We start from the raw sequence: 16,088 nt of genomic DNA on the forward strand, positions 1-16,088 counted from the left end.
CCCGGCCGGGGAAGACGGGCTCAGCCGCTGGTGGGGCCGTCGTGCTGCTGGAGCAGGCCCGTGACGACGTCGAGGATCACGGAGTCCTCCATGCCGAGCGCGCGGCCGCGGGCGACCAGCTCGGTCGCGAGCGCGGCGAAGGACTGCTGGTCGGCCTCCGAGGTGCGGTGCTCGGGCACGGCGACCACGGTTCCCGTGCGCCGCCGGGAGACGACGGCGCCGGCCGCCTCGAGCTCGCGGTAGGCCCGCTGGACCGTCCCGACCGAGATCCCCAGGTCGCGCGCGAGGTCGCGGGACGAGGGCAGGCGGTCGCCCGGGCTCAGCGCCCCCAGGGACACCAGCGCGGTGACCTGGCTGCGGATCTGCTCGTAGACGGGGACAGGGCCTTCGAGGTCGACCGTGAGGGTCTTCATGCGGCGGACGGCAGGGGCGCCGCGGGGGCGGCAGGTGCAGGGTGGCGGGCGAGCACCGAGAGCCCTGCGACGACCGACGTGATCCCGATCGCGGTCGCGACCGCGAACGCGACGAACGCGGCCGGGCTGCGGTCCGCGGAGAAGAGTGCGAGCGACGCGAGGAGCATGACCGCGGCCGTGCCCAGCCCGATGAGCAGCTGCACGCCCGCGAGCACGTGCGCTGCGCTGAGGCGGCGCAGTGCGTCGTCCTCGGCGGGGGTCGCGCCGCTCACGACCGCACGGCGAGAGACGAGCTTGAGGACTCCCAGGGTCGCGAGGGTCACGACGGCCAGGGCGACGAGGAGCGGAACCCCGTAGGGCCAGCCCGGGTAGGGGCCCGAGCTCCCGGTCGACCAGCCGTCGGGGGAGACCTGGATCGGGGCGTCGACGGCGCGCCCGCCCTCGCCTGCGGTCAGGCCGAACACCACGAGCCCGACGGCGGAGATCGCCACGGTCACGAGGAAGAGGGTCAGGCGCCACTCGCCCAGGGAGCGGACGCTCCGTCGGGCGAGCGCCGCGGTCCGCACCGCACCCTGGGTGCGGGGCCAGGTCAGCTCGCCCACGGCGCGGACGGCGAGGAGCAGTACGGCCGTGGCGGGCGGCGCGACGGCGAGCAGCAGACCGGGGGTGTGCGTGCTGCTCGTGAGGTCCGCGGCGCCGGCAGGAGAGAGGGCGTAGGCGAGCACGAGCAGCGCGAGCAGGCCCGCGACGGCCGAGGTCGTCCGCTCGTGGGTCAGGGCGGCGTCGAGGACCTTGCGGGTCGGGTGCCGACGGGAGCGGACCGAACCGGCCAGGATCAGCACCGCGGCCGAGACGGCGCAGAGCGCAGCCAGGGCGGCGACGGGCGGACCGAACATGGGCACTCCTCCGGATGGACCAATGAATCATAGTATTGACTCATTGGTGCCCGGGTGTCCAGCCCGCTCCTCGCCGTCGCGGGGTGCGCCTCGCCCCGTGGCTCGGCGCACCCCGCGAGCGTCACCAGGTCGAGGGTGCCGGGGGAGCGACGACCTGGGGCCGGTCGTCGCACGTGATGGTGTTCGGCAGCTCCCACGGTGCGAGCCAGGGGCCGGTGGTCCCGCCCCCGTCGTTCCCGCCGAGGTCGGTCACCGTGAACTCGGAGCCCGTCGCGGGGAAGTTGAACGAGCCGCAGTTGTTGATGCCGACCGCCCCGACGTTCCGGGCGTCGACGTTCTCGAACGTCGCCGAGCCCGCGACGCGTGCGCTCAGGACCGAGGTGCCGGTCCCGTCGATCCGGGTGTCCTTGAAGTGGACGCCTCGGATCGCGACCTGGTCCTTCACGGGCCAGTCGGACACCAGCATGATCGCGTTGTAGGTGCTGTCGAGGAAGTGGTTGCCGACGACCTGGACGTCGGCGTCGATGTCGCGGTCGAGCGCGTAGAACCAGATCGCACCGAGCCCGATGTTCCAGTTGAGCTCGTACGTCCCGGACCGCACGGTCGTGTTGTCCGTGATCCGGAGGCTGCCCGTGAAGGGCTCGGCGCCGAACCGTGACCCGACGTGGAGCGCGCTGCCCTCGCGGACGGGGTCGGCGACCAGGTTCCTCGACACGGTGTTGTCGGTGCCGCCGTAGACCGCGATCCCGTTCGCGAGCGTGGGGGACTGGATCGTGTTCCGGTCGAACGTGTTGTTCGCGTTGGCGAGCTTCTCCGACCACATGGCCAGGCCGTCGTCGCCCGTGTTGCGGACCAGGTTGTTCGAGACGACCGAACCGGTCACACCGCCGTGGAAGTTGAGACCGTCGGCGATCTGGTCGGTGATGACGTTGTTCGTCACGCGCAGGTTGTCCATGGGGCCGTCGAACCACAGCCCCACCTTGGTCCGGTGGATGTAGAGCCCGTCGATCGTCGAGTCGCTCAGGGCCCCTCCCACGCCGTTCACCTGGTCGGTGTCGATGCGCTCGCGGACGTCGCCCTCGATCGTGAACCCGGACAGGTGGACGTCGCGGCTCCCGCCGTCGGCCGCGTCCTTGCCGTAGAACCCCACGCCCGTGTGCACCGAGCCGTCGGGAGCGGGGGTGCTCAGGGCCGTCTCGCGACCCTTGACGATCGTGTACCAGCTGCCTGCCCCCTGGATCGTCACGTCGTCGACCATGATGTGGCGGTTGACCTGGAACGTGCCCGGCGGGACGTAGACGGGGACTCCGGCCTTCTTCGCGAACGCGATGGCCTTGTCGAACGCGGGGGCCGAGTCGCGGCGACCGAACGGGTCGGCGCCGAACGCGAGCACGTTCGCGGCGCGCAGCGTGACCTTCGGAGGTGCCACGACCTGCGAGTCGAGCAGGTCGATCACGGTCCAGGCGGCCTGGCTCCCGGCGGGGACGGTGAGGCGGACGGTCGATCCGGCCGGGTAGGTCCTCGTCAGGAGCAGGCGCTGCTCGTCGTAGAAGTGCGTGGGGCGGAACGGCTTGGCGATCTCGGGGGCTGGTGTGGTGGCGGCCGGGACGCACGCGCACTCGGTGATCCACCAGTCGGGGTGCAGCAGGTCGGCGCCCGGGTCGTTCGTGAACGGGTACTGGTTGTAGAGCCACGAGTACTGCGACGTGAGTGTCATGGTCCGGCTCGGACCCCGGTCGATCGACACCGCGAGCGGCGCGGTGATCCCGCCGCCGCCCGGCGCGTCCGGGATCGCGTAGCGCACGGTCAGCGCGTTGGCGGCCTTCGGCAGCGTGAACTCGACGTGCTGGCCCGGCGTGAGCCGGACGCCCGAGCGCCCCGAGGCCTCGGACGCGAGCGTGTAGGCGGTCCGGTCGGGGGCGAGGACGGTGCCGTTCGTGACGGCCGACTCCGCCTCCTGCTCGACGATGCCGAGGTCCGCGCCGCGCCCCGCGACGAGGTACGGGGCCAGCGCTGCGCGGGTCGCGGCGGGGCTCGACGGTCGGGGGTCGCGACCGTGGGCCGATGCGCCGGCCGCGGCGCCGACGACCAGGCCGAGCGCGACCGCGAGTGCGGTGAGCGAGGTCAGGGCCCGCCCTCGTGCGCCGTGGGGAGGGGTGGGCCGGAGGGGTGTTCGTGTCATCGTCGACTCGACTTCTCTCGGGAAGGCGGTGCCTTCGCGGTACAGGGCGTCATCGCCCTGACGGTGAGCCGAATCTATGGCCGGGCGTTCACCCACGCAAGAGTTCTGTGAGAACTTTTCGCAGTTCTGTCAATTTCTTGCGTGCGCCGAGTGGTGACTACCCGCGACGGGTGATGCCGCGACCACCCGACGCCCCAGACGGTGGGGAGGACGATCCCTCGGCCACAGGAGACCACCATGAGCGACACCGCCCCTCCGACCGCCCCCGACACCGTGGTCCTCGTCCACGGCCTGTGGATGACGCCTCGCAGCTGGGAGCACTGGGTCCCGTACTACGAGGCCAAGGGGTTCCGCGTGCTCACGCCCGGCTACCCGGGGTTCGAGATCGAGGTCGAGGCGCTGCGCGAGAACCCCGAGGTCATCGCGAGGCTCACGGTCCCCGAGACCGTCGACCACCTCGCCGGGATCGTCGAGGGCCTCGACAGGCCGCCCATCATCATGGGCCACTCGTTCGGCGGCACCCTGACCCAGCTCCTGCTGGCCCGCGGCCTGGGCGCGTCGGCCGTCGTGATCGACGCGGCGCCGACCGAGGGCGTGCGGGTCAACCCGCCGTCGCAGATCAAGTCGCTCTTCCCCATCCTCAACAACCCCGCCAAGGCGCACCGCGCCGCGGGGTTCACGCCCGAGCAGTTCCACTACGCGTTCACCAACACGCTCACGGCCGAGGAATCCCGCGAGGTCTACGACCGGTACCACATCCCTGCCCCCGGGAGCTGGGTGTGGGCCTACGGGCTCATCGCCAACTACAAGCCGGGCAAGCAGGAGACGTGGGTCGACTACGACGCGGACCGCGCGCCGCTCCTGTTCATCACGGGCAGCGAGGACCACATCATGCCGGCGTCGGTGAACCGGTCGAACGCCCACAAGTACCACCGTTCGCCCGCCGTGACCGAGGTGCTGGACCTCGAGGGCCGGTCGCACTGGACGTGCGCCGAGCCCGGCTGGGAGGCCGTCGCGGACGCCGCCATCGAGTGGGCCGTCGCGCACGCACGCGCACCCCAGGAGGCAGGGGAGCCCGCCTGAGCACTGGCCTCCGCGTGCGGCGCCCGTCCGCACGGGGCGACGTCTACCGCCCGACCGTCGCTCCGGCGTCGGGCGGGCGCAGCGCGTGCGCGAGCTGCCGGCGGGACGAGACCCCGAGCTTCCGGAACGCCTTGCGCAGGTGGTAGTGCACGGTGTGCGGGCTGATGAACAGGTGCGCTGCGATCTCGGCGTTGGTCGCGCCCGAGGCCGCGAGCTCGACCACGCACTGCTCCTGCGCGGTCAGTCCCGTCGTGGGCCGGTCGAGCGGTGCCTGGGCACGCCCCGTGACCGCCGCGAGCTCACGGCGGGCGCGCGCCGCGAACGGCTCGGCCCCCATGCGCTCGAACAGGTCGAGCGCGGTGCCCAGGGCGTCCGCGGCCTCGCGCCGGCGACGCCGTCGCCGCAGCCACTCGCCGTGCAGGAGGTGGGCCCGCGCCAGGTCGGCGACCGCCCGCGTCCGCGACAGGTGCCCGACGGCGTCGCGGAAGTGGGCGTCCGCCTCGCCGTCCTGCGTGAGGAGGGCTCGCGAGCGGGCGAGCACGCCCAGGCCCCACGGCGCCCCGCTCGCCGAGGTCACGTCGGCGAGACGGGCGAGCGCCGCGTGGGCCGCGTCGTCGTGACTGCTGCGTCGTGCGGACTCCACGAGGTCCGGCAGGACCCGGAGCCCGACCTGCAGGAACCCCTCGCGGGCGATCGTCGACGCGGCGTCGAACGCGGTGGCGTGGTCGCCCGCAGCGAGGTCGAGCAGCATGCGGGCGGTCCGCGCCAGGCTCACGGCCCCGCCCAGACCCAGGCGGTCCGCTGCCCGCTGCGCCTGGTCGATCCGGTCGCGCAGCGCGGGCGAGTCGGGGCCCTGCCACGCGAGCAGCTCGACGTTGACGAAGATCCGGGCCTGCTCGGGGCTGAGCCCCACGGCCTCGCGGAGCTCGTGGACCTCGGCGAGGAGATGGTCGGCGGCGTCGAGCCGTCCCATGACGGTCTCGCACAGCGCGAGCACCCACAGCGCCGAGTCGAGGGCCGGGATCGCCCCGGCGGCCCGGGTCTGGGCGCCGGCCTGGCGCACGAGCTCGTCGCGGGCGGCGTCGTCCCACAGCGCCGTGGTCACGGCGACGGCCAGGAGGCCGTGCCGCGCGAACGTCTCGGACGATGCCGCGCCGGGCGCTCGCATCGCCTCGACGGCCGTCCGCAGCGCCGGGACGCACCGCGCGTCGGGGGTCGTCGCGAGGGCTGCGAGCGCGTCCAGCAGGGTCGAGGCCACGTCGGCCGGGCGGCCGAGACCGGTGACCTGCTGGGCGCGGACCTCCCGCGCGAGGTCCGCGAGGGTGTCGTCGCCCGCTGCCCGCTCGGCGCCGAGGATCTCGCCGAACGCGGTGAGCAGCGCGTCCTGGGCGGCGGCCGGGTCCGTGGTGCGCAGCGTGCGTGCGGCGCGCAGGAAGAGGCCCGGGCTCTCGGCCGCGGCGTACGGCGCGCTGGAGTACTTGCGGGCGACGGCCCGAGCGGTGAGGCATCTCGCGAGGACCGCCGGGGCGAGCGAGTGCTCGTCCACCCCGTCCAGGAGGGCCAGCGCACGGACGGGCGACCCCGCGTGCGACGCGGCCTCTGCGGCGGACACCGAGCGTTCGTCCCGCCCAGGACCGGGTGGGGTGAGCTCGACCGCGCGTGCGAGGAAGGCGGCCCGGGCCGCGTAGCCACCGCGGGCGTGGGCGCGCTCGGCGCCCTGCCCCAGTGCTGCGGCGACGCCCTCGTCCGGGCCGAGGGCGGCCGCCGAGAGGTGCCAGGCTCGCTGGTCGACGTCGGCGGGCCTGTTCGTCACGGCCGCGAGCGCGGCATGGGCGGCGCGGCGCTCGCTGCCGGTCGCGCCGCGGTAGACGGCCGACCGCACGAGCGGGTGACGGAAGGCGACGTGGTCCTCGACCGTCACGAGCCGGTCGTGCTCGGGTGGGTCGGAGGCGTCGGCGGGTAGTCCGAGGGCCTCGGCGGCTGCCCGGACGTACGCTGCGTCGCCTCCGGGTTCGGCCGCTGCGAGGAGGAGCCAGCGCTGGGTCGCGGGGGCGTACGAGCGTGTCTGGCGCTGGTAGTGCTCCTCGAGGTGGCTGCCGACCGGGAGGGGGGCGGAGAGCACCGCGCCTCCGGCGAGCTGCGACGCGCTCAGCTCGCCGCTCAGGTCGAGCAGCGCGAGCGGGTTGCCACCGGTCGCGGCGACGATCGAGTCGGCGACCTGGGGGTCGAGGGCCGTGCCCACCTGGGAGCGCAGGAGCGAGAGCGCCGCGTCCCGCGGGAGCCCGGCGAGGTCGACGGTGGGCAGGTCCGACACGGCTGCGGCCCCCGGGGTGCCGGTCCGGACCGAGAGGACCAGGGCCACCCGCTCGGCGCGCAGCCTGCGGCCCACGAACGCGAGGAGGTCGAGCGACTCGCGGTCGAGCCACTGCGCGTCGTCGGCGAGGACGAGGACGGGGGCGTCGTCGGACAGCGCGGCGAGGAGCGACAGCACGGCGAGGCTCACGAGGAACCGGTCGGGTGCGGGGCCCGACGACGTCCCGAGAGCTGTGCGGAGCGCGTCCGCCTGGGGAGCGGGGAGGGCCGCGATGCGCGGGGCCAGGGGGAGGAGCGCGCGCTGGACCGCGGCGAAGGGCAGGTCCGTCTCGGTCTCGGTCCCCGTGAGGCGCAGGACGTCGAGGCCGTGCGCGCCGGCGCCCAGGTGGTCGAGCAGGGCCGTGCGGCCAGAGCCGGGCTCTCCGCGCAGGACCAGCACCCGGCTCGATCCTTGACGCACCGCGGCCAGCAGGTCGTCGAGGACCTGCTTCTCACGCTCGCGGCCCAGCAGGGTCACGTCGTCCGGTACGACGGCCACGCACCACATCCCTCGAGCCCCGCCGGAGGGCTCTGTCCACGGCACGGCGGGGGTCGGGGTGCCCCTCAGCGGGACACTAGCGGGTGATGCGGGCTACGTCACCGGGAAGGGTGCGTCGGACGCTGCGCGCGTCGGCGGAGGGCGCCGAGAAGGCGTCGGACGCTGCGCGCGTCGGCGGAGGGCGCCGAGAAGGCGACGGGCTCTGCGTTAGTCGGCGGAGGGCGCCGAGAAGGCGACGGTGATAGTGACCGCGACGGTGATGCGGCGACGTTCCGCCCGTGCGCCTCGCGAGAGACCACGGGCGTCCGGCTCCCTGCCGCCTGCCCCCTGCCTCGTGGGGCCTGGGGGACAGTTGTCTTTCTGCGTAGCCACCACAATTGTGGTGGCTACGCAGAAAGACACCCGCCTCCGGGAGGGGGCGGACTTCGATCACCGGTGACTGGTGCGCCGGCCAACCAGCCGCCAACCGCTGGCTGCCGATCGACCGACAGGCGCCAACCGACAGGCGCCGGCCGGCAACCGGTCGGCAACCGGTCGGCACCGGACGCAGCCGACCGCCGCCGGTCCGTCAGTCGACCGTCACGGCGTCGAGCACCGGGAGCCGCGCCGCGCGCAGCGCGGGCCATCCCGCGGCCAGGACGCCGACGAGCACCGCGACGCCCACCATGGTCCCGAGCCCGGCCCACGGGATCGCGAGGGCGGTGAAGCCCGTGCTCGCGAACACGGTCGGCATCGCCGCGGCGAGCCCCACCCCGACCGCGAGCCCCAGCAGCGTCCCGAACACGGCCGTGAGGACCGACTCGATGACGATCGTCCCGGCGAGCTGCGACCGCCCCAGACCCACGGCCCGCAAGAGCCCGATCTCACGCGTCCGCTCGATCACCGACAGCGCCAACGTGTTGACGATGCCGAGCACCGCGATGACGATCGACAGCCCCAGCAGGGCGTAGAGGATCGTGAGCATCTGGTCGATCTGGCTCGCGAGCGCCGAGACGTACTCCTCGTCGTCCATGACCGACACGATCATGTACGGCTCGGCGGCCGCGGTGACCGCGGCGTCGAGCTCGGCCTGGGTCACGCCGTCGGCCGCCTTGACGAGCACCATGGTCGACATCTCCGCAGGAGCCACAGAGAGCTCCGCGAACACCGTGTCGGGCACGACGACCGGGACGCCCAGGGCGGGCGAGTCGAAGATCGACCCGATCGTGACGTCCACGCTGCCTCGCTGGGTGCGGAGCGTGAGCTCGTCGCCCAGGGCCCAGCCCTCGTCCGTCGCGGTCGCCTGGAGGACGCTGACCTGTCCGTCGGCGAGCGTGTCGAGGCTGCCCTCGACCGTCTCCGTCTGCCACGTCCGGCCGAACACGCCAGGGTCCACCCCGAGGACGAACAGGGGAGACGCGTCGGCCTCGTCCCCCGAGGAGCGCCCGACGAAGTACTGGTCGGCCGTCAACGAGTCGGCCGCGCCGACCTCGGGCAGCGCCGCGATGTCGCTCACCGCCCCCGAGGGGACCGTGCCCGTCGCGGACTCGACGACCAGGTCGGCCAACGACTCGTCGGCCACGATGGACTTCATCGACGCCTGCATCGACACGGCCAGGACCGAGGCCGCACCGACGAGCGACATGCCGATCATGAGGGCGCTCGCCGTGCTCGCGGTGCGGCGGGGGTTGCGCGTCACGTTGCCGCGCGCGAGCGTCCCGAGGGGCTTGGCGAACGTGACGAACGGCGCCGACATGACGTGCAGGACGCCGCGCGCGACGACCGGGGCCAGCAGGAGCGTCCCCACGACCACCCCGACGGCCCCGAGGCCGAGGAGCGTCCCCGTGCCCGCGTTCTCGTCGGCCGCGGCCTGGACGACCGCGACGACCACCGCTCCGACGCCCGCCCCGGCGATGACCGCGCCCGCGATCCCCCGGGCGCGGAGCGACCCGGCCTGGGCGGGGGAGTCGTCGCGCATGGCCTCGACCGGGGGGACGAGCGCCGCGCGTCGGGCAGGGAGCGCCGCCGACGCGACCGAGACGACCACGCCCAGCACGAGCGAGACCACGACGGTCGTCGCGTCGAGCGGGATGTCGCCCGCGAGCTCCATGCCCATCGACCCGAACATCGCCTTGAGCGCCGTGACGAGCCCCAGGCCGCCGAGCACCCCGAGCGCGCCGCCGAGCGCCCCGATGACCGCGGCCTGGACCAGGATCGAGGCGAACACCTGGAGCGGGGATGCCCCCACGGCGCGCAGCAGCGCGAGCTCGCGCTGCCGCTGCCGCACCGTCATCGCGAACGTGTTGGCGATGATGAACCCGCCGACGAACAACGAGATCCCCGCGAAGACCAGCAGGAACGTCTCGATGAACCCGAGCTGCGACGCGATGTCCTCGCGGGCCTCGTCGCGGGCCGTCTCGCCCGTGACGGCCTCGACGGGGGAGGTGCCGGTGGCGGCGGACGCGGAGCTGTCGAGCGCGACCGTGATCCGGTCGGCGAGCTCCTGCTCGCCCACGCCCTCCTCGGCCAGGACCGAGATCGTCGAGACCGTGCCGTCGGGCGCGAAGGCCGCCGCGGCCGTCGGCTCGTCGAAGAACACGATGCTCGCGCCGGCCATCGAGGCACCCATGTCGACGATCCCGGTCAGGGTCGCCTCGGTGACCTGTCCTGCGACGACGAGCGTGGTCGAGTCCCCGACCGTGAGGCCGCTGGCCTCGGCCGTGCCGGCCTCGAGCAGGAACTCCCCGGGGCCCGACGGCGCCGCGCCCTCCGCGATCGGCGTCGAGGGGTCGGCGGCTCGCCACGCGAGGCCGAACGTCGGCGCGCCCGTGGTGGGCGGCGGGGTGCCGTCCGCCCCGACGAGCACCAACGGACCGGTGTAGTCGGCGAAGGCGTGCGCGACGCCGTCGACCCCCTGGACCGTGTCCGTCAGGTCTGCCGGGATCGTGGTGCGGACCTCGCCCGCGCTCGCGTTCTCCTGCGTGAGCGCCGCGGAGTCCTCGGCACCGCGCAGGTACACGTCGAACGAGGACCCGGCGTCGACGATCCCGTCGAACGTCGAGGAGAGCATCTCGCGCAGCGAGAAGGTGCCCGCGACGAACGAGACGCCGAGCACGACCGCGAGGATGGACAGCCCGAGGCGCACGAGGTGCGCGCGGACGTTGCGCAGGGCGACGCGCAGCATCAGGCGGCCGCCTTCTTGCGCGTGAGGGAGCCCAGGACCTCGAGGACCGAGTCGGGCGTGGGGTCGGTGATCTCGTCGACGATCCGGCCGTCCGCGAGGAACAGGACGCGGTGCGCGTAGCTCGCGGCGACGGGGTCGTGCGTGACCATGACGACCGACTGGCCCAGGTCGTCGACCGACTCGCGCAGGAACGTCAGGACCTCGCGCGAGGACGTCGAGTCCAGGTTGCCCGTGGGCTCGTCCGCGAACACGACCGCAGGACGGGAGACCAGGGCGCGCGCGCACGCGACACGCTGCTGCTGGCCGCCGGACAGCTCGCTCGGGCGGTGCGTGAGACGGTCCGTGAGCCCGACGGCGTCGACCACCTTCGCGAGGTACGCCCGGTCCACGGGCCGGCGCGCGATGTCGAGCGGCAGCGTGATGTTCTCCTCGGCCGTGAGCGTCGGGACCAGGTTGAACGACTGGAAGACGAAGCCGAGCCGGGTGCGGCGCAGCTTCGTGAGCTGACGCTGGTTCATGCCCGAGACCACGAGGTCGTCGACCACGACCGTGCCGGCCGTCGGGGAGTCGAGGCCCGCCATGCAGTGCATGAGCGTCGACTTGCCCGAGCCCGAGGGGCCCATGATCGCGGTGAACCGACCACGCCCGAAGTCGACGTCGACGCCCGCGAGCGCGTGGACGGCCGTCGGGCCCTTGCCGTAGGTCTTGACCAGGCCGCGGGCCGACGCGATGGCCTGCGTGGTCGTGGCGCCGTGCTCGAAGGTGCCGACCGCACCGGAAGGGAGCGTGGGGGACGTCGTCGTGCGGGACGGGGAGGACATGGCGGACTCGTCTCTGGGAGGGTGCGCTGGGCTGTGCAGCGCCCCTGACGGAGCGGGTCGACGGGGCACCGAGCCCTGCTCACGCTCGCCCCTCCGGGCCGCTGGCACCATGGTGGCGCGCACGGCCCGGGCCGGGCATCGGGGATGCCCCTGAGAAGGACCCTGAGAGTTGCCTGAACCCGGGTCCGGTCGAGGCCCGGCGGCCGAGGTTCGGCCGAGGGCTAGGGGGTGGCCGGAGGAGCCGGGTCCGCGGGAGGGGCGGGGTCGGCCGGGGGAGCAGGGTCGGCCGGAGCGGGGTCCGGAGCGTCGTCCCTGGGGGTCTTCTTGGGAGGCTGAGGGGCCGGCGCCTGTCCCACCATCGCGGGGTCGGGTCCCGGGAAGCCGATCACCGGCGTGCCCTCGAGCGCGGTCTCCATGAAGGACCGCCACGTCGGTGCCGCGAGCGTCGAGCCGTACCACCGCTTCTCGTAGCGGCCGTTGATGCGCATGTAGCTCATGGAGACGTCGTTCTCGGCGTTGCCGATCCACACGGCCGTGACGAGCTGGGGCGTGTACCCGATGAACCAGGTGTGGTTGTTGTTGTTCGCGGTCCCCGACTTGCCCGCGCTCGGGCGGGAGAGCTGGGACTTCTTGGCCGTCCCCTGGGTCATGACGTTCTCGAGCGCGAACGTCACGGTGTTCGCGATCCGTGGGTCGATCGCGTTCGGGGTGCAGTTCGCCGACGGGACCGGGAGGTCCGCACCGTCGGCACCGACGACACGCGTGATCGCGATCGGTGCGCAGTAGGTGCCGCCGCTCGCGAACGTCGCGTAGGCCGCGGCCATCTGCAGCGGGGACGAGTTCTGGGTGCCGATCGTCATGGTCGGCATGACGTGGATCGAGGACGCGTCGCCCGTCAGCTCGGACGTGATCGAGGGCCGCAGCCCGGCGTTCCACGCGGTGTCCCGGACCGCGCACAGGTCGAGCTGGGACTCCATCGACGCGTACGCCGTGTTGACCGAGTTGAAGGTCGCGCGCAGGACGGGGATCGAGCCCTGGTCGGTCGACCCGTCGGAGTTCCCGGGCGACCACGGGATGCGGTCCAGGCGGGCGCACGACGCGCGGAAGTCCCTGTTGGGCACGAACGTCCGCTTGTTCGCGTTGACCGTGTCGTTGAGGGTGTGGCCCGAGCGCAGCCACTCGGCGAGCGTGAAGACCTTCCAGGTCGAACCGGGAGAGAAGCCTCGGGACGAACCGTGCAGCTGGTCCGCGGAGTAGTTGATGGCCGTGGTCCCGGGGGCAGGTTCGCGGGCGACGTCGTAGGGCCGGTTCTGGGCCATCGCGAGGATCTTCCCGGTCCCGGGCTCGACCGTCACGAGCGCGTCCTCGAGCCCGCTCGGGTCCAGGGCGGGGACGGCGGCCGTGATGTTCGCCTCGGCAGCGGCCTGCAGGCGGGGGTCGAGCGTCGTGGTGATGTCGAGACCGCCGCGGTAGAGCAGGGCCTGGCGGTCCTTCTTGGTCTCGCCGAACGTCGGGTCCGACGTGATGACCTTGGTGACGTAGTCGCAGAAGAACGCGGCCCCGGCGGCCGTCTGGCACCCGGCGGAGATTGGCTGGACGTTGAGCGTGGCAGGCAGGGGGGTCGCGACGGCCTCGTCGTGCTCCTGCTGGGTGATGTACTCCTGCTCGAGCATCCTGTCGAGGACCCTGTTGCGACGCGTCTCCGAGGTGGCCGGGTTCGTCACGGGGTCGTACCTGGTCGGCGCGTTCGTCACCCCGGCGATGGTCGCGGCTTCGACGATGCTCAGCTCGGAGGCGTGCTTGCCGAAGTAGTGGAGCGAGGCGGTCTCCACGCCGTAGACCCGGATGCCGAACTGCGCGATGTTGAGATAGCCCTGCAGGATCTCGTCCTTGCTCATGACCGTCTCGAGGGAGATCGCGAGCTTGGCCTCGCGTGCCTTGCGGCCCAGGGTGTCGTCGCGGGCCGCGCGGACCGCGATGGGGTCCTCGTCGCGCATGGCCTGCTCGATCAGGACGTTCTTCACGTACTGCTGGGTGAGGCTCGACCCGCCCTGGGTGTCACCGCCCGTGAAGTTGTTGATCGCGGCACGGCTCACGCCCTCGGGGTCGAGGCCGCCGTGCTCGTAGAAGCGCTTGTCCTCGATCGCGACCACGGCGTTCTTCATGTGCTGCGAGACCTGGTCGAGCGGCACCACGATGCGGTTCTCGGTGTAGAACGTCGCGAGGAGCGTGGTCCCGTCGTTCGCGAAGACACGCGACTTCTCGGACAGCGGACCGGGCTTGAGGTCGTCGGGCAGATCCTCGAACATCTGCGTGACGTCCTTGCTGACCGCGCTCGCCCCGGCGGCGAGCGGCAGCAGCAGGCCGGCCGCGAGGACTCCCCCCACAGCCGACACGAGCAGGAAGGCCAGGAGGAGCGCGAGCGCCTTGACGGCGTGGGGCTGCTGGCGGGGTCGTGTGGACTGGCCCATCTGCCGACTGTACGTCCGGCGGTGCGGCACGGCTCGGTGACGCCCAGGTCGTGACCTGGGCGTGACATCGGTCGTGCTCGTCGCAGCGAGCCGGAGGGGGCGCCGATCCCCCCTCGGCGGGGTGCGCCCCCGGGGCCGGGAGGTCCCGTCCACGTGACGGCCGACGCGCACCTCGCCAGGCGGTGGTCGTCCCGTCGCCCTAGCCTGGAGGTCGACCCGGGAGGCGACATGCTCACGTCCCGCACGCCCCGAGGCCTCGACCGGCTCGTCAACTTCACGGACGCCGCGGTGGCCATCGCCATCACGCTCCTCGTCCTGCCGCTCGTGGACCTGGTGACCGACGGCAAGGAGCACGAGCTCCGGACGATCTTCGAGGACGAGCGCGGGACGTTCCTCGCGTTCGCGATCAGCTTCGTCGTGATCGCGAGCTTCTGGTCCGGGCACCACAGGGTGTTCGAGCACCTGCAGGACTACTCGTCGGCCGTGCTCTGGGTCAACTTCCTGTGGCTCGCGAGCATCGTGTTCATCCCGTTCACGACCCAGCTGCTCGCCGACCAGGGCACCGACACCGCGCCCGTGAACGCGCTGTACATCGGGACCATGGTCGTGACGACCGCGAGCCTGGCCCTGATCGAGGTCCTCGCGATCCGGGACCCCTCGCTCCAGCGGGCCGAGGTCCGCGGGCAGCTCGACGCCCGCGGGGCGTTCGTGGCGATCGGCCTGCTGCTCGTCGCGCTCGTGCTGAGCGTCGTCACGCCCGTCGTCGGGCTGTACTGGCTGTTCCTGCTCTTCCTCTCCGGCCCGCTGACGCGGTTGTTCGGGGTGCGACCTCACAGGGTGGGTGCGAGCCCGGTGCCGGAGGACCCGGGACGGTCCGACGGGCGGGACTGACGATCAGGCGTCCAGCGCGCTAGCGTGACGCCGTGCCACTCACGCTGTGCGTCCTGCTCTGGGCCGTCGACGGTCAGGTCGAGTCCCTCGCGCGCTACGAGGACGAGGTCCTCGCGCTCGTCCCGCGCCACGGTGGGCGGGTCCTGACGCGGGTCCGGAGCGTGCCCGGCGAGGACGCGTCCCGGCCCACCGAGGTGCAGGTCATCGAGATGCCCGACGACGCCGCGCTCGCCGCGTACATGGCCGACCCGGACCGCGCGGCGCTCGCGGACGTGCGGGACCGGTCGGTCGCCCGGACCGAGATCGTGCGCGTGGAGCAGGTCGTCGGCTGACGGTCGGGTCGTGGGGCGGCGGGCTCGCCGCCGAGGGCGACCGGCCGGACCGCCGGGGTGGCGCTGGGCGTCGTCGACGGTGACCGACGGCCGTCGACGCCGCGCGCCGTCCCCGGTCGTCAGACCCGGACCCGCGACGTGTCCCGGCGCAGGTAGCCCCATGCCAGGACCGCGCACACGATGCCGTTGACGAACCCGGCGAGGACGTCGGTCGGCGAGTGCATGCCGCGGTACAGGCGCGCGAAGCCGACCGCGAACGGGACGAGCACCGCGAGGACCGTGAGCACGACCCGGAGCACCGGGTTCTGCACGCGCTGCGCGAGCAGTGCGAGCGTGAGGTAGAAGGCTGTGGAGGCGCCCGTGTGACCGCTCGGGAAGCTCGAGGTGGGCGGGGCGTGGTCGAGCATCTCGACCTCGGGGCGCGAGCGTCCCACGACGAGCGAGGACGTCAGGAAGACCAGGGCCTGCAGCGACACCGCGAGCGCGGGGACCAGGGCGAACCACCACTGCCGTGTGCGCCACCAGATCAGGGCGACCGCGAGCACGCAGGCGCCGATGATGAACTCGGTCGTCCCGATCGCGGACAGGAGCTCGGTGACCGTGTCGAGGAACGGGGTCCGCAGGTCGACGAGGGCCCGGTTGACCCCGGCCTCGCCGGGCAGGTTCTCGAGCGGACCCTTGATGAGGAACCCCAGCCCCACGACGGCGAGCCACAGCACGGCGCCCGGGAGGAACGCCCGGAGGGCCAGGTCGCGGGCGACCTCACGGCCGGTCGGCCGAGAAGGGTCGAGCTCGTAGCGGTGGACGAACGGGTGCACAGGGCCTCCAGCGGTGGTCGGCACGCGACGACCTGGGTCGACGCGTGGGCGTCACCGGACATTACGTGCAGACCGGGCGACTCGCGCGGGGGAGCGACCGCGGCGGCCGACGCCGCGGTGGGTGGTGGGCAGCGTTCGTCGCCGAGCATGCGGTTGTCGTCGCCAGA

11 protein-coding genes are annotated in these 16,088 nt (G+C 73.1%); 3 read left to right on the forward strand and 8 right to left on the reverse strand.

Annotation, left to right across the window (positions count from 1 at the left end; all coding sequences use genetic code 11):
- Nucleotides 1-20: 20 nt before the first annotated feature.
- The 3 genes from H9641_RS08455 to H9641_RS08465 all read right to left on the reverse strand — a co-directional run bounded on the left by H9641_RS08455 (nt 21) and on the right by H9641_RS08465 (nt 3,491).
- Nucleotides 21-413: a GntR family transcriptional regulator gene (locus H9641_RS08455; protein WP_191802793.1), complete on the reverse strand. Its 393-nt coding sequence runs from the start codon at nt 411-413 to the stop codon at nt 21-23.
- Nucleotides 410-1,309 carry a hypothetical protein gene (locus H9641_RS08460; RefSeq protein ID WP_191802795.1) on the reverse strand — a complete coding sequence of 300 codons (900 nt, stop codon included), beginning with the start codon at nt 1,307-1,309 and terminating at the stop codon, nt 410-412. The genes H9641_RS08455 and H9641_RS08460 overlap by 4 nt, the downstream gene beginning before the upstream one ends.
- Nucleotides 1,310-1,430: 121 nt before the next feature.
- Entirely contained in the window at nt 1,431-3,491 is a 2,061-nt protein-coding gene (locus H9641_RS08465) for a glycosyl hydrolase family 28-related protein (protein WP_191802797.1), read from the reverse strand.
- Nucleotides 3,492-3,728: 237 nt separating this feature from the next.
- On the opposite strand from H9641_RS08465, the gene H9641_RS08470 reads away from it, so the two are divergent.
- Complete coding sequence (locus H9641_RS08470) at nt 3,729-4,574, forward strand: alpha/beta hydrolase (RefSeq protein WP_191802799.1); 846 nt, start codon at nt 3,729-3,731, stop codon at nt 4,572-4,574.
- Nucleotides 4,575-4,617: 43 nt separating this feature from the next.
- On the opposite strand, the gene H9641_RS08475 is transcribed toward H9641_RS08470, so the two are convergent.
- The 4 genes from H9641_RS08475 to H9641_RS08490 form a co-directional block, all read right to left on the reverse strand.
- Nucleotides 4,618-7,425 carry a helix-turn-helix transcriptional regulator gene (locus tag H9641_RS08475; protein WP_191802801.1) on the reverse strand — a complete coding sequence of 936 codons (2,808 nt, stop codon included), beginning with the start codon at nt 7,423-7,425 and terminating at the stop codon, nt 4,618-4,620.
- Nucleotides 7,426-7,993: 568 nt separating this feature from the next.
- A complete protein-coding gene (locus H9641_RS08480; RefSeq protein ID WP_191802803.1) occupies nt 7,994-10,588 on the reverse strand; it encodes an ABC transporter permease in 2,595 nt (864 codons plus the stop codon).
- Nucleotides 10,588-11,409, reverse strand: a complete 822-nt coding sequence (locus tag H9641_RS08485; RefSeq protein ID WP_191802805.1) for an ABC transporter ATP-binding protein — start codon at nt 11,407-11,409, stop codon at nt 10,588-10,590. Before H9641_RS08485 ends, H9641_RS08480 begins: the two co-directional genes overlap by 1 nt.
- Before the next feature lie 221 nt (nt 11,410-11,630).
- Nucleotides 11,631-13,880 (reverse strand): transglycosylase domain-containing protein, encoded by a 2,250-nt coding sequence (locus H9641_RS08490; protein WP_191802807.1) that lies wholly within the window; start codon nt 13,878-13,880, stop codon nt 11,631-11,633.
- 228 nt (nt 13,881-14,108) lie between these two features.
- On the opposite strand from H9641_RS08490, the gene H9641_RS08495 reads away from it, so the two are divergent.
- Together H9641_RS08495 and H9641_RS08500 are read left to right on the forward strand one after the other, a co-directional pair.
- Complete coding sequence (locus H9641_RS08495) at nt 14,109-14,771, forward strand: TMEM175 family protein (protein WP_191802809.1); 663 nt, start codon at nt 14,109-14,111, stop codon at nt 14,769-14,771.
- Between the two features lie 32 nt (nt 14,772-14,803).
- The gene (locus H9641_RS08500; protein WP_191802811.1) at nt 14,804-15,103 is read left to right on the forward strand and encodes a DUF1330 domain-containing protein; all 300 of its coding nucleotides are present in this window, start codon (nt 14,804-14,806) and stop codon (nt 15,101-15,103) included.
- Nucleotides 15,104-15,222: 119 nt separating this feature from the next.
- Here the strand turns inward: H9641_RS08500 and H9641_RS08505 are convergent, their stop codons facing one another.
- Nucleotides 15,223-15,945, reverse strand: a complete 723-nt coding sequence (locus H9641_RS08505; RefSeq protein ID WP_318244465.1) for a phosphatase PAP2 family protein — start codon at nt 15,943-15,945, stop codon at nt 15,223-15,225.
- Between the last annotated feature and the right edge of the window lie 143 nt (nt 15,946-16,088).

This window comes from Oerskovia merdavium (genome assembly GCF_014836755.1).
Classification (GTDB): domain Bacteria; phylum Actinomycetota; class Actinomycetes; order Actinomycetales; family Cellulomonadaceae; genus Oerskovia; species Oerskovia merdavium.

What these genes read in the sequence shown, in the direction of transcription:
- H9641_RS08465 (WP_191802797.1), bottom strand. Translation starts at nt 3,491, where the DNA reads ATGACACGAACACCCCTCCGGCCCACCCCTCCCCACGGCGCACGAGGG.
- H9641_RS08490 (WP_191802807.1), bottom strand. Translation starts at nt 13,880, where the DNA reads ATGGGCCAGTCCACACGACCCCGCCAGCAGCCCCACGCCGTCAAGGCG.
- H9641_RS08460 (WP_191802795.1), bottom strand. Translation starts at nt 1,309, where the DNA reads ATGTTCGGTCCGCCCGTCGCCGCCCTGGCTGCGCTCTGCGCCGTCTCG.
- H9641_RS08470 (WP_191802799.1), top strand. Translation starts at nt 3,729, where the DNA reads ATGAGCGACACCGCCCCTCCGACCGCCCCCGACACCGTGGTCCTCGTC.
- H9641_RS08485 (WP_191802805.1), bottom strand. Translation starts at nt 11,409, where the DNA reads ATGTCCTCCCCGTCCCGCACGACGACGTCCCCCACGCTCCCTTCCGGT.
- H9641_RS08495 (WP_191802809.1), top strand. Translation starts at nt 14,109, where the DNA reads ATGCTCACGTCCCGCACGCCCCGAGGCCTCGACCGGCTCGTCAACTTC.
- H9641_RS08455 (WP_191802793.1), bottom strand. Translation starts at nt 413, where the DNA reads ATGAAGACCCTCACGGTCGACCTCGAAGGCCCTGTCCCCGTCTACGAG.
- H9641_RS08480 (WP_191802803.1), bottom strand. Translation starts at nt 10,588, where the DNA reads ATGCTGCGCGTCGCCCTGCGCAACGTCCGCGCGCACCTCGTGCGCCTC.